Below are 12,031 nucleotides of genomic sequence, written 5' to 3' on the forward strand. Positions count from 1 at the left end.
CCGGACGGGTGACAATCGGGGCGTGGACAGCACACGGAGGGACCGGGACGAGGAGGGGCGGGCGCGCAACGCGCGCCCCCGGGACGGGCTGGGGCGCCCCCTGCCGTACGGCGCGGAGGGGGTGGAGCGGCAGCCCGAGGGCGTGGTGCGCACGCCGGACGAATCCGTACGGGAGGCGCAGCGGTTGCTGGACTCCGGGATGCCCTTCCACGCCCACGAGGTCCTGGAGGACGCCTGGAAGTCCGCCCCCGGGGAGGAGCGGGAGTTGTGGCGGGGCCTGGCCCAGTTGGCGGTCGGCCTGACGCACGCGGCCCGGGGCAACACGGCCGGCGGGGCCCGGCTGCTGCTCCGGGGCGCGGACCGGATCGCGGCGTACGCCCACCGGCCGCACGGCATCGACGTGGCGGGCCTGGTGGCCTGGGCGCGGTCGCTGGCCGAGGGGCTGGACGGGCCGGTGGACCCGTCGGCGCGGGCGCCGAGGCTCCTCGGCTGAGAGCCGGGCGTGGCGGTGGCGGTGGCGGTGGCCGTGCGGCAGGGGGCGGGGCGGGCAGGTGCGGTGACGGTGGCGGCCCCTGCCGCCCTGGTGGCGCTGTACTCGGGCATTCACCGCCCGGACGGCCGACGAGGCCGGTGTCGCGCTCGGCAAGCGGGTCGCCGCGCACACGCTCCGCCGCGCGGAGCGGCTGGTCGGCGCGCTCCGAGCCGTCAGGGGTCCCGTTGCCCGTGCGGCGGGGCCGGAAGGCCGCTCACGCCGGTGCGTCCCAGGTGACGTGGAGGGTCTCGGGCGAGCGGTGTATCAGGGTGGGGCGCATCACCACGTCGTACCCCTCGGCGAGCCGCAGGCCCGGCAGGCGCCGGCGGAACAGCTCGATGGTGAGCCGGAGTTGGGCGCGGGCGAGCTGGGAGCCCGGGCAGCCGTGCGTGCCGTGGCCGAAGGCGACGTGACGGAGGTGGGGGTGGGTGAGCGGCCGGGTGATGTCGAAGGTGCCGGCGCGTTCGTAGCGGGTCTCGTCGCGGTTGGCGGAGCCGTACGCGACGAACAGCGCGGCCCCGGCGGGCAGCCGGGTGCCGGCGAGGGTGACGGGGCGGGTGGTGGTGCGGCGGAAGCCCTGCACGGGGGTGTCGTAGCGGGCCGCCTCCTCCACGGCGGCCGGTATCAGGTCCGGCCGGGTGCGGACGAGGTCCCACTGGCCGGGGTGGTCGAGGAGGTGGAGGAGGGTGGTGCCGATGAGCGCGGTGGTGGTCAGGTGCCCGGCGATGAGGAAGTTCTGCATCGTGGCGACCAGTTCGTGGCGCTGGTCGGGGGTGAGCGGGGCGGTGCCGGGGGCGAGCGCGGCGACGAGCGCGGAGCAGAGGTCGTCGCGGGGCCGGGCGCGGCGGTCGCGTACGAGGTCGTCCAGGAGGTGCTGGAGGGCGACCACGTCCTCGGCGGCGGCGACCTGTTCGTCCTCGGTCAGGGGCCGGAACAGGAGCTGCTCGGCGCGGCGTCCGCCGTGCACGGCGGCCGGGACGTCGGCGGGGTCGAGGCCGAGCAGCCGCCCCACGACCGCGCCGGGGAGCTTCTTCGCGTAGGCCGCCATCAGCTCGGTCCGGCCGTCGGCGGCGAAGCCGTCGACCAGTTCGCCGGCGACCCGGGCCGCGTACGGCAGGAGCGCGGCGACGCGGGGCGCCGACAGGCCGCTGTTGAGGGGGGCGCGGTGGCGCCGGTGGGCGGCCCCGTCGGTGGTGACGACGGTGGGGCGGTTGCCGAGGCCGCGGGCGAGGACGGCGAGCGCGGCGGGACCGGGCCGGACGTCGGGGCGCAGGGACCCGGCGGAGGAGAAGTCCCCGGGGCGCAGCAGCACCTCGCGGACGCCCGCGTCGCGGGCCACGAGCCAGGCGTCGAGTTCGGGTACGTGGACGAGGCCCGCGGTGCGCCGGGCCCGCGCGTACAGCGGGTACGGGTCGCGCTGGAGCGCCTCGAGCGCGCCGACCGGCGCGGACGGGACGGCGGCTGCACCGGAAGCGGTGGGAGCCGGTGGCCGGGCCCCCGGGGCGGCGGGGACCACGGGGGCGGGTGGCCGGGGGGTGGGGCCCGCGGGGGTGGTGGGGTCCATGCGGCGCCTCCTGACGGAAGGGGTGCGGGCACGGTGCGGTCCGCCCATGGTGCCCGAGGGGCGCGGCGCCGGGAAGACGGCGCGGTGGCCGTCAGGTGTCCGAAGGGCCGATGCCGAGCGCCGGGAGGATCACCGCGTCGACGTACGCCGGCAGGGCGTCCTCCTGGCCGAAGCGGTCCTCGAAGAGCCGCTCGACACGCAGCAGGCCCAGGAGGCCGGGCGCGACGAAGGTGATGGCCGGGTTGTCGGCGGCGACCTCGCCGCGTTCGACACCGCGCCGGAGCATCGCGTCGAGAGCGGCGACCTCGGGGTTGATGACCGTCTCGCGCAGCGCCCGGCGCAGGTCAGGGTGCTGGAGGTAGGCCTGACCGACGGCTTCCATCAGTTCGGTGTCGTGGCCCCGGCGTCCCGCGGCGGCGAGGGCGGCCGCACGCAGGTCTCCCGCCAGGGAGCCGGTGTCGATGCCGGTGAACAGACTGCACCGGCTCTTGGCGAGGGCGGCGGTCACCAGCTGGGACTTGGTCTTCCACTGGCGGTAGAGGGTGGCTTTACCGCACTTCGTGCGGGCGGCGACACCCTCCATGGTCACGGCGTCGTAGCCCCGCTCCCGCAGCAGGTCGAGCACGGCCCCGTACAGCTCCAGCTCGCGCTCCGGGCCGATCTTGCTGCGGCGCGTGCCGGTCCGGGCGGCCGTGGCGGCCTGCGTGGACATCGGTTCCTCCACGGAAGGGGCGAGGGTGCCTGCTTGCACGTACGAGATTACGGGGTGCCCAATCGAGACGCAAACGTATCGATACGCTTGCGTCTCGATAAAATCGGATCTACGCTTTCACTCGTTTGCTTCCGTTTTGATCTGCGAATGAGGCCGGGAAATGGCTGCCGGGACCGCCGGGACACGTCATGCCGAGCCGGAGACGACCGACGCCCCACGGCCGCCCCTGGTACGCGAACTGGTGCTGGTGACAGCGCTGTTCCTCGTCTACAAACTGGGCCGGTCGCTGGCGAACGGCCACGAGGCCCGGGCCTTCGGCAACGCGGACCGCGTCTGGGACCTGGAGCGGGCCGTCCACCTGCCGGGCGAGGGCTGGGCGCAGGACCTGATCATGAACGGCGGCACCCTCGTGCACGCCGCCAACGCGTACTACGCCTGGGTCCACTTCCCCGCCACCATCGCCTTCCTGGGCTGGCTCTACTGGCGCCGCCCCGGCCACTACGTGTGGGCGCGGCGCGCGCTGGCGCTGCTGACCGCCGCCGGTCTCGCACTCCACCTGCTGATGCCCCTGGCCCCGCCGCGGATGCTGGCCGAGGCGGGGCTCGTCGACACCGCGCGGGTCTACGGACCGTCGGTGTACGGCGCCACGCCGGCGACGGACGGCATGGCCAACCAGTTCGCGGCGATGCCGTCGCTCCACTTCGGGTGGGCGCTGATGGTCGCGATCGGGCTGATCGCCGCCACGCGCGGCCGGTGGCGGGCCCTGTGGCTGCTCCACCCGCTGGTCACCCTGCTGGTGATCGTCGGCACCGCCAACCACTACTGGCTGGACGCCCTGGTGGCCGGCCTGCTGCTGGGTGCCGCCCTCGCGCTGGTGCGGCTGCCGGAGGCCGTCCGGCGCCCGACGCCGGCCCGGATGTGGGCGGTGCCGCGATGAGGGCCACGCTGTTCGCCCTGCTGCTCTCACTGGCCTCCGCGGCCGGGTACGCCCTGGCGGCGGTCGCCCAGTCGCGGCTGGCCTCGGGGGGCGAGGGCACCCGCACGCTGCTCACCCGGCCGCTGTGGTGGTGGGCGGTCGGGCTGAACGCGGCGGGTGCGCTCACCCATGTCGCGGCGCTGCACTACGGGCCGCTCACCCTGGTCCAGCCGCTGGGCGCGCTGACTCTGGTGGCCGCGCTGCCGGTCGGGGCGTACTACGAGCGGCGGCGGGTGACCCGGGTGGAGTGGCGCGGCGCGCTGTGGACGCTGGGCGGGCTGGTGGGGCTGGTCGCGGTGGTGGGCCCGGCGACGCCGGGTGACGCGCTGTCGCTGCCCGAGGCCCTGGCGGTGGCCGCGGTGACGGCGGCGGGCATCTCCGTGCTGGTACGGCGCGCGGGCCGCGGCCTGGGTCTGGCGACCGCCTCCGGGGCGGCGTCGGGCGTGGCGTCGGCGCTGACGCAGACGGTCACCGCGTCGCTGGCGCGGGAGCTGCCGGGGGGGCCGATGACCTGGTGGCAGACGGCGCTGCTGGCGGTGCTGGTGTCGGTGTTCGCCACGGGCGGGCTGCTGCTGTCGCAGGCGGCGTTCCGCGGCGGGCTGGCGGCGCCGCTCGCGGTGGTGAACCTCGCGAACCCGGCGGTGGCGGCCGTCATCGGCGTGGCGCTGCTGGGCGAGACGTTCCGGGCCGGCCCGGTCGGGTGGCTGGTGGCGGCGGCCTCGGGGGCGGTGGCGGCGCGCGGGGTGCTCCTGCTGACGGCCGGCCACCCGGCGCCGGTGCCCGCGCCCCGGGCCGCGGAGGCCGAGCCTCGTCCGGTCACCCCGTGAGCAGTTCCAGGAGCACGGCCGCGTGGCTGCGGTCGGGCTCCTTGGAGGCGGTGAGCAGCGTGAGCCGCCCCTCGCGGGCGCGTTCGCGCAGCCGGGCGAGCGCCTCGGCGGCCTCGGGCCCGGCGAGTTCGGCCTCGTAACGCCGCCGGAACTCCTCGTACGCGTCGCCCTCCGCGGCGTGGTACCAGCGCCGCAGCCCGGTGGACGGGGTGAGGGACTTGGGCCATTCGTCGATGTGCGCGTCCGCCTTGGACAGGCCGCGCGGCCACAGGCGGTCGACGAGGACCCGTAGCCCGTCGCCGGGTCCGGGCGGGTCGTAGACGCGGCGGACCCGCGGGCGGGAAGCGGCTCGTGTCATGGCTCCAGGCCGGCTCTCGTGGTCGGGGTGGGTTCGGGACCGGCTCCGGGCGGGCTCGGGACCGGTTCGCGGCTGTTTCCCCGTGCGCGGACGCGGGCTCGGGCGCGGATGCCTGCCGGGATACGGGCGCGGGAGGGTGCGGGCGCGGGTGCCCGGCCGCCGGTGGCGGACCGCCGGGGCCCGCCGGCGAGGTCCGGCGCGCGGTGGGGCGCCGGGGTGGCGCGGGGCGGGGGCCCGGTCCGTACGGCCGGACCGCGCCCCCGCCCGCCGCCGCTCCGGTCAGACGCGCTGCCACAGCCCGGCGGCGCCCGAGGGGTGCCGGCCCGGCTGGGCCTGGTGCGGCTGGAGGCACCGGTAGGAGACTCCGTCGTACGTGACCTGGTCGCCCACGCGGTAGACCTTGCCGGCCGCCCAGGTGGCGACCGTCTTGCCGGCGTCGCCCGGGTCGGCGGCGCCGGTCTTCAGCGTCAGCCCGTAATCCTGGAGCAGCTGGTTGATCGGCTGGTAGAAGGTGGTCCCGCCGTCCTTGCAGTTGCCCGAGCCGCCGGAGGTGACGCCCTGGGCCTGCGTGCCGGAGATGTACGGACCGCCCGAGTCGCCCGGCTCGGCGCAGACCGTGGTGCGGGTCAGGCCCTTCACGGTGCCCTGGAGGTACGACACGCTGGTGTCGTGCTGCTCGACGGTGCCGCAGTGCCAGCCGGTGGTGGAGCCGGACCGGCAGATCGAGGCGCCGACCAGGGCCTCGGTGGAGCCGGCGACCTCCACGTTCTGGTCGCCCTGGCCCTTGATCTGGGCGGTCGCCGTCCACTCGGCGTTGGCGGCCACCCAGGCCATGTCCTTGCCGGGGAAGGTCGACGCCTTGAAGACGCCCTGGGCGACCTTGTTGTGCCCGAGGGTCGCGGCGCCGGCCTGGCCGCAGTGCCCGGCCGTCGCGAAGCCCTCCTGGGTGCCGGAGACCACCGCGAACCCCACGGAGCAGCGGCTGGTGCCGATGTAGTAGGCGTCACCGCCCCGGATGTCGTGCGCCAGCGGGCGCGGCCGTTCGGTCGTCGCCTTGACGTGTACGAGGGAGCGGTCGACTCCGGTGGCGGTGAGGAACACGTCGGCGGCGGCGTTCTCGGCGGCCTCCAGGGTCACGCTGTTGGTGCGGAGGTCGACGTACCAGACGGGGGCGTCGGTGGTCTTGGTCCGCAACGAGCCCTTGTCCAGCTTGGCCTTGGCGGCCTCCAGCCGCTTCAGTCCGTGCCGGACCACCTTGGCCTCGGCCCCGCCCGCCTTGATGGCGGCGGTGTCGGCGGTGTCGGTGGTGGCGACGGTCAGGGTGGCGGAGACCGGCCCGCTGACCCACGCCCCCGCGAACCGGTCGCCCAGGGTGTTGCGCAGGAGACCGGCCCGGGCGCCCGCCTCCGCCTCGTTCCTCAGCCGGGTCTCGGCCTGTTCCCGGGTCAGGCCGAGGTCGCGCTGCATGGCGTCGAGGAGGGCCGGGGAAGGCTTGTCGACGCCGGGCGAGCCGGTCACCGAGGGGGTCGACGGCGGCGCGGGCGCCTCGCCGGCGACCGCGCCGGGCGAGCCGGCCAGCACGAGCGCGCCGACGGCGGTGAGGGTGGCGCACGCGGCTGTGGCGTGTCTGTGGAGCATCGGGTGTCACCTCTGTTCGGGGGGTCTCTTCCGGGGAAGACGTGCCGAACCACAGGTGTTTCCGAAAGGGCGTCCGACGATGTCGAATTAACGTTTCTTCGGCTTTACGGGAGACAGCGGCGCCCGCCATGCGGAGTAACGCCCGCCCAGGTCACCGTTTCCGCGCCGGCTCCCTCAGCTGGTGCCACAGCGCCAGCTCCGCGTCGCTCGGCGGGAGGTCCGGCCGCACCCGCTCGGGGTGCCCGTGCGGCGGGGGCCGCAGCTCCGGCCGGGGTTCCGGCGGTGGCGGCATCGGCAGGCCGAGCCAGAGCCACCCGGCGGCGGCCAGGGCGTCGTAGCAGCCGCGCAGGAACCGTACCGCCACCCTCATGAGCGAAGGGCGGGCGCCGGTTCGCGCCGCCCCGCCGCCCCGGCCCCCGCGGACGGGGCGGCGTCCTCCTCGTCGCTCCACGTCCACAGCCGTGACACGGCGTCCATGTCGAGGTCGTGGCCCTCGGTCCAGATCCGCGCCGCGGCGGACAGCACCGACTGGCGGTCGGCCTCCGCCGTGCCGCCGCGGGCGGGCAGCAGCGGACAGACCGCGCTCGCGCCGAGCCGGACCGCCCGGTGCCTGCGGGCGAACGCGGTGAGCGTCTGGCGCGGCCCCGCCTCGACGAGCAGGACGTCCTCGATGGCGACCAACTCCTCCAGCGCCGGGCGGAAGTGGACGGTGTCGGTGATCTGGCGGGCCCAGAACCGGGGGCTCAGCGCCTCCTCGGGCCGCATCAGCGCGCCGGTGTAGCCGGAGTACAGGGGCAGGGCGGGCTCCCGGAACGCGATGCCCCGGTAGTCGGCCTCCACCGCGTCGGACGCGGGGGCCATGGCCGGTGAGTGGAAGGGGCTCGTCGCGGGCACCGTGACCACCGTGAAGCCGTCGGCCCGCAGCCGCGCCTCGGTGGCGGCCAGCGGCCCGGCCGATCCGGCGAGCATCACCTGCTGGGCGGCGTTGACGGCGGCGACGGCCACGTCCGCGTTCACGTACGGCCGCATCTGCGTCTCGCTCGCGGCGACGGCCAGCATCCCGCCGGCCGGGATGCGCACCGCCTCCCGGACCCGGGTCATCACCATGGCGACCGCGTCGGGCAGCGACACGACACCGGCGATGACCGCCGCGACCAGCTCCCCGGCGCTGTGCCCGAGGAGGGCGGCGGGGCGTACGCCCCATCCGATGACCATCCGGCCGAGCGCGTAGTCGACCGCGAACAGCAGCGGCTGGGCACGGCGCACGTCGTCGACCGGGACGCGCGGCTCACCGGTCGTGAGCCAGTCCTCCCGGATCCGCGCGCCCTCCTCCCCCATGTGGGAGAGGACCGCGTCGACGGCCGCGGTGAACACCGGCTCGCGGCGGTACAGCCCGCGGGCCATGCCGGTGTGCTGGGAGCCCTGTCCCGGGAAGAGCAGGGCGACCGGCCGGGGCCGGTCGGCGCGCACCGCCTTGGCCTTGTGGACGGTGCCGGCGGCGAGCGCGGCGACGGCGACGGCCGCCCCGCGCACCGGCCCGGGCGGCGTGCCGCAGGGCACGGCGGTGGGGAGGGCGGGGAACGCCTCGCTGTGCAGGCCGCTCAGCAGCGGCAGCAGTTCGCCGCGCACCCGGGCCTCGTCGTCCTCGTCCCGGCCCGACCAGAGCAGCAGCCGGTGGCGCTCGGGCGCGGTGGCGCGGTGGCCGTGGTACAGCGGGCGCAGCGGCGGGACGGCGTCCTCGTCGGCGCCGGTGACGTCCAGTACCCCGAGGACACGGTCGGCGTCGGCGACCGCCTCGGCGGCACGCTTGAGCGCGTACACGGTGATGGTGTGCGGGTCCGGTTCGCCGAACCCGGCGACCATGGCGAAGTCGGCGCGCCCTTCGGCGAGTTCGCGGTGCGCCTGGCGCAGCGCGCGGCCGGGGGTGAGCGCGGTGCGGACGGTGAACCCCTCGTGCTCGGGCCCGAGGTCCGGGTCGAGTGCCGCCGCTCCGATGTGGACGACCGTGCGCACCGGGAGGTCCCCGGGTGGCCGGCCGAAGGCGCGGAGCACGGCGGAGACGGCGGCGGCGGAGGCCACGGACTGGGCCCGCTGCTCGTGCGCGGGGCCGGGGCTGACGACGAGTCGCCGGACGACCGCGCTGTACGACGTGAGAGACATGCTTCCTCCTCGTGGGGCCGCGGCTCCGGCCGCTGACGGAGTGCTGGTGGGAGGCGGCCGCCCCGCCACGGGGGATGTCGGCAGGGCGGCCGCGTTCGGGGACCGGGTCAGGCCGCGGTGCCCTGACCGGCGTTGATGAGGGCGAGGAGCGCCCCCGGGGTCTCGGCGTCGACGACGGCGTCGTCGGGGATCGCGATGCCGTACTCGCGCTGGATCTGGCCTATGACCTGGAGCAGGGCGAGGGAGTCGTAGCCGAGGTCCATGAAGGGGGTGTCGATGACGTCGCCGTCCAGGTCGATGCCCTCCTCCTCACCGGCGCTCTCGCGGAGCATGCGGGTCAGGTCGGCCAGGGTGACGGTGGTGGTCGTCGTGGTCATGGTCGGTGCCGTCCTCTCGTAGAACTACTCGGGTGGTGCCTGTCGGACCCCAGCCGGTTCCTGAACGTGCGTCCGGCGGGAGCTGTGCCGTGGGGGGTGTGTCGTGGGGGTGTCTCGGTGGCTCGCGCGAGGCACCGGGGAGGTGCCTCGCGGGCGGTGCCCATGAGGCGCCTCGCGGGCGGTGCCCATCCGCGGGGCCCGCGCGGGCCCCGCGGGAGTTCCGCGGGAGTTCCGCGGGGGTCCCGTTGCGGGTGGCCGCCGGGCCCGTCATCCGGCGGGGCACGCCGGCCCTCCGCGGGGCGTACGACGCCGGAAGCCGGCCGGCCCGGTGTCGTGCGCCCGGTGTCAGGCGGCGCGCCGTACGACGAGCGCCGCGTTGAAGCCGCCGTGCCCGCGGGCGAGGACCAGCGCGTTGCGCAGCCGCGCCTCCCGGGCCTGGCCGGTGACGAGGTCGACGCGGTACTCCGGGGCGGCCTCGGTCACGTGCGCGGTCGGCGGGATCACCCCGTCGCGCAGGGCGAGCAGGGCCGTCGCCACGTCCAGCGCCGCGCCTCCGGCGAGCAGCCGCCCGGTCATGGTCTTGGGCGCGGTCACCGGTACGCCGTGGGCCCCGAAGATCCCGGTGAGGGCCTCGGCCTCGATCCGGTCCGCCGCGGGCGTACCGGCGGCGTCGGCGAAGACGACGTCGATGTCGCCCGGGGTGAGACCGGCGTCCGCGATGGCGTACTCGGCGGCCCGGCGCAGCCCCGGCGGGCGGCCGGAGCCGGGGACCGGGTCGAGGGTCGCCGCGTACCCGGCGACCTCCCCGTACACCTGGGTGGCGCCGCGCTCCCGCGCCGACCGCTCGTCCTCGACGATGAGGATCGCGCCGCCCTCGCCCGGCACGTATCCGCCGGCGTCGGCCGCGAAGGGCAGGTACGCCCGCTCGGGGTCGTTCACCGTGCTCATCAGCCCGGAGGCGATCTGCGGGACCCAGCCCCAGGGGCAGATGGCCGCGTCCACGCCGCCGGAGATGACCGCCGGGAAGCCCTTGCGGACGTGGCGGCGGGCCTGGCCGATGGCGTCGATGCCGCCGGCCTGCTCGGTGAGGAGCACCCCGCTGGGGCCGCGCAGCTTGTGGCGGATGGAGATCTGACCGGTGTTGACGGCGTAGAACCAGGCGAAGGACTGGTACGCGCTGACGTACTCCTTGCCCTTGCTCCAGAGGTTCTCCAGCTCGCGCTGGCCGAACTCGACGGCCCCTCCGGACGCCGAGGTCACCACGCCGATGCCGAACTCGGGCATCTTCTCCGGGTCGATGCCGGCGTCGGCCAGGGCCCAGTCCGCCGCCGTGAGGGCGAGGCGCGTCATGTGGTCGGTCTGCGGCATCAGCCGGCTCGGGATGTGCTCCTCGGCCACGTAGTCGGACACCTCGCCCGCGACGCGCGACGGGTACTGTCCGGCGTCGAAGCGGGTGACCGGGCCCAGGCCGGACTCGCCCGCGAGGGTGGCCTTCCAGAAGTGCTCGGTCCCGAGCCCGTTGGGTGCGGTGACACCGAGGCCGGTCACCACGGTTGCCGTGGTCATGCGGTTCTCCTCTCCGGGCGGGCCAGCACCATGGCGCTCTGGAAACCGCCGAAGCCGCTGCCCACGCTGAGCACCACGTCGGTCTTCTTCTCGCGGGCGGTCAGGGGGATGTAGTCGAGGTCCAGCTCGGGGTCGGGCTCGTGGAGGTTGGCGGTGGGCGGCAGCACACCGTGCTCCATGGCCAGGGCGCAGGCGGCGATCTCCAGGGAGCCGATCGCGCCGAGGGAGTGCCCGATCATCGACTTGATGGAGCTGATCGGGGTCTCGTACGCGTGGGCGCCGAGGCTGCGCTTGAAGGCGCCGGTCTCGTGGCGGTCGTTCATCTTGGTGCCGGAGCCGTGGGCGTTGATGTAGTCCACCGAGTCCGGGGCGAGGGCCGCCTCGCCGAGGGCGACGTCGATGGCCTCGGCCATCTCTCGGCCGTCGGGCTTGAGACCGGTCATGTGGTACGCGTTGCAACGGGAGGCGAATCCCGCGATCTCCGCGTAGATGTGGGCGCCCCGGCGGCGGGCGCTCTCCAGCTCCTCCAGGACGAGGATCGCCGCGCCCTCTCCGAGCACGAGGCCGCTGCGGGTCCGGTCGAAGGGCCGGCAGGCGCTCTCGGGGGTGTCGTTGCGGGGGGTGGTGGCGTGGATCGCGTCGAAGCAGGCCGAGGTGATCGGGGAGATCGGGGCCTCGGTGGCGCCGGCGATCATGACGTCGGCGGTGCCCTCCCGGATCAGGTCCACGGCGTGACCGAGCGAGTCCAGGCCCGAGGTGCAGCCGGTGGAGACGACGGCGGCCGGTCCCTCGGCGCCCGCCGCGCGGCCCACTTCGGCCGCCATCGAGCTGGGCACGAAGTGCCGGTACAGCTCGGGGACGGCGTACTCGTGGTCGACGTTCCACTTGCGGCCGCCGTCGCTGACCACCACGTACTCGCGCTCCAGGCTGGTGGTGCAGCCGACCGCGCTGCCCAGCGAGGTGCCGACGCGGCCCGGGTCGAGGGCGGCGATGTCGAGGCCGCTGTCGGTGAGGGCCTCGCGGGTGGAGACGACCGCGAACTGCGCGGCCCGGTCGAGCCTGCGGATCTCCTGAGGGGTGAGCCCCGCGGCCGCCGGGTCGAAGTCGCACTCGGCGGCGACCTGCGAGCGGAACGGGGAGGGGTCGTAGAAGGAGATGCGGCGGGTGGCGGTACGCCCCGCCGTGAGGAGGTTCCAGTACTCCTTCACCCCGACCCCGCCGGGGGCCACGACGCCCAGTCCGGTGATGGCGACTCTGCGCATGCCGCTACCTCGCCTTCGACGGGGCCGAATGCCCCCACGGGCACCTGCCGGATGGAACT

General features: G+C 75.6%; 12 protein-coding genes. 3 read left to right on the forward strand and 9 right to left on the reverse strand.

Annotated features, from left to right (window positions below; translation table 11 throughout):
* Nucleotides 1-22: 22 nt before the first annotated feature.
* Nucleotides 23-493: a DUF309 domain-containing protein gene (locus tag IE109_RS27140; protein WP_189553991.1), complete on the forward strand. Its 471-nt coding sequence runs from the start codon at nucleotides 23-25 to the stop codon at nucleotides 491-493.
* 253 nt (nucleotides 494-746) lie between these two features.
* On the opposite strand, the gene IE109_RS27145 is transcribed toward IE109_RS27140, so the two are convergent.
* Together IE109_RS27145 and IE109_RS27150 are read right to left on the reverse strand one after the other, a co-directional pair.
* The gene (locus tag IE109_RS27145; protein ID WP_189553992.1) at nucleotides 747-2,096 is read right to left on the reverse strand and encodes a cytochrome P450; all 1,350 of its coding nucleotides are present in this window, start codon (nucleotides 2,094-2,096) and stop codon (nucleotides 747-749) included.
* A 91-nt stretch (nucleotides 2,097-2,187) separates the two neighbouring features.
* A complete protein-coding gene (locus tag IE109_RS27150) occupies nucleotides 2,188-2,808 on the reverse strand; it encodes a TetR/AcrR family transcriptional regulator (RefSeq protein WP_189553993.1) in 621 nt (206 codons plus the stop codon).
* 160 nt (nucleotides 2,809-2,968) lie between these two features.
* Here IE109_RS27150 and IE109_RS27155 point away from each other — a divergent pair, with 160 nt between their 5' ends.
* Together IE109_RS27155 and IE109_RS27160 are read left to right on the forward strand one after the other, a co-directional pair.
* The gene (locus IE109_RS27155) at nucleotides 2,969-3,745 is read left to right on the forward strand and encodes a phosphatase PAP2 family protein (RefSeq protein WP_189553994.1); all 777 of its coding nucleotides are present in this window, start codon (nucleotides 2,969-2,971) and stop codon (nucleotides 3,743-3,745) included.
* Nucleotides 3,742-4,611: a DMT family transporter gene (locus tag IE109_RS27160; protein WP_189553995.1), complete on the forward strand. Its 870-nt coding sequence runs from the start codon at nucleotides 3,742-3,744 to the stop codon at nucleotides 4,609-4,611. Before IE109_RS27155 ends, IE109_RS27160 begins: the two co-directional genes overlap by 4 nt.
* Here the strand turns inward: IE109_RS27160 and IE109_RS27165 are convergent.
* The 7 genes from IE109_RS27165 to IE109_RS27195 form a co-directional block, all read right to left on the reverse strand.
* Nucleotides 4,601-4,969 (reverse strand): DUF488 domain-containing protein, encoded by a 369-nt coding sequence (locus IE109_RS27165; protein WP_189553996.1) that lies wholly within the window; start codon nucleotides 4,967-4,969, stop codon nucleotides 4,601-4,603. The genes IE109_RS27160 and IE109_RS27165 overlap by 11 nt on opposite strands.
* A gap of 279 nt (nucleotides 4,970-5,248) precedes the next feature.
* Nucleotides 5,249-6,607: a trypsin-like serine protease gene (locus IE109_RS27170; RefSeq protein ID WP_189553997.1), complete on the reverse strand. Its 1,359-nt coding sequence runs from the start codon at nucleotides 6,605-6,607 to the stop codon at nucleotides 5,249-5,251.
* 151 nt (nucleotides 6,608-6,758) lie between these two features.
* Entirely contained in the window at nucleotides 6,759-6,971 is a 213-nt protein-coding gene (locus tag IE109_RS27175; RefSeq protein ID WP_229891593.1) for a DUF6059 family protein, read from the reverse strand.
* Nucleotides 6,972-6,973: 2 nt separating this feature from the next.
* Nucleotides 6,974-8,767 (reverse strand): acyltransferase domain-containing protein, encoded by a 1,794-nt coding sequence (locus tag IE109_RS27180; protein ID WP_229891596.1) that lies wholly within the window; start codon nucleotides 8,765-8,767, stop codon nucleotides 6,974-6,976.
* Nucleotides 8,768-8,874: 107 nt separating this feature from the next.
* The gene (locus IE109_RS27185; RefSeq protein WP_189553999.1) at nucleotides 8,875-9,144 is read right to left on the reverse strand and encodes an acyl carrier protein; all 270 of its coding nucleotides are present in this window, start codon (nucleotides 9,142-9,144) and stop codon (nucleotides 8,875-8,877) included.
* A gap of 345 nt (nucleotides 9,145-9,489) precedes the next feature.
* Nucleotides 9,490-10,710, reverse strand: coding sequence for a ketosynthase chain-length factor (locus IE109_RS27190; RefSeq protein WP_189554000.1), 1,221 nt, complete (start codon nucleotides 10,708-10,710; stop codon nucleotides 9,490-9,492).
* Entirely contained in the window at nucleotides 10,707-11,972 is a 1,266-nt protein-coding gene (locus tag IE109_RS27195; RefSeq protein WP_189554001.1) for a beta-ketoacyl-[acyl-carrier-protein] synthase family protein, read from the reverse strand. The genes IE109_RS27190 and IE109_RS27195 overlap by 4 nt, the downstream gene beginning before the upstream one ends.
* Between the last annotated feature and the right edge of the window lie 59 nt (nucleotides 11,973-12,031).

Source organism: Streptomyces lavendofoliae (assembly GCF_014649735.1).
GTDB lineage: Bacteria > Actinomycetota > Actinomycetes > Streptomycetales > Streptomycetaceae > Streptomyces > Streptomyces lavendofoliae.

Coding starts and splice junctions, on each gene's coding strand:
- IE109_RS27155 (WP_189553994.1), top strand. CDS start 2,969: ATGGCTGCCGGGACCGCCGGGACACGTCATGCCGAGCCGGAGACGACC.
- IE109_RS27145 (WP_189553992.1), bottom strand. CDS start 2,096: ATGGACCCCACCACCCCCGCGGGCCCCACCCCCCGGCCACCCGCCCCC.
- IE109_RS27195 (WP_189554001.1), bottom strand. CDS start 11,972: ATGCGCAGAGTCGCCATCACCGGACTGGGCGTCGTGGCCCCCGGCGGG.
- IE109_RS27170 (WP_189553997.1), bottom strand. CDS start 6,607: ATGCTCCACAGACACGCCACAGCCGCGTGCGCCACCCTCACCGCCGTC.
- IE109_RS27190 (WP_189554000.1), bottom strand. CDS start 10,710: ATGACCACGGCAACCGTGGTGACCGGCCTCGGTGTCACCGCACCCAAC.
- IE109_RS27160 (WP_189553995.1), top strand. CDS start 3,742: ATGAGGGCCACGCTGTTCGCCCTGCTGCTCTCACTGGCCTCCGCGGCC.
- IE109_RS27185 (WP_189553999.1), bottom strand. CDS start 9,144: ATGACCACGACGACCACCACCGTCACCCTGGCCGACCTGACCCGCATG.
- IE109_RS27180 (WP_229891596.1), bottom strand. CDS start 8,767: ATGTCTCTCACGTCGTACAGCGCGGTCGTCCGGCGACTCGTCGTCAGC.
- IE109_RS27165 (WP_189553996.1), bottom strand. CDS start 4,969: ATGACACGAGCCGCTTCCCGCCCGCGGGTCCGCCGCGTCTACGACCCG.
- IE109_RS27150 (WP_189553993.1), bottom strand. CDS start 2,808: ATGTCCACGCAGGCCGCCACGGCCGCCCGGACCGGCACGCGCCGCAGC.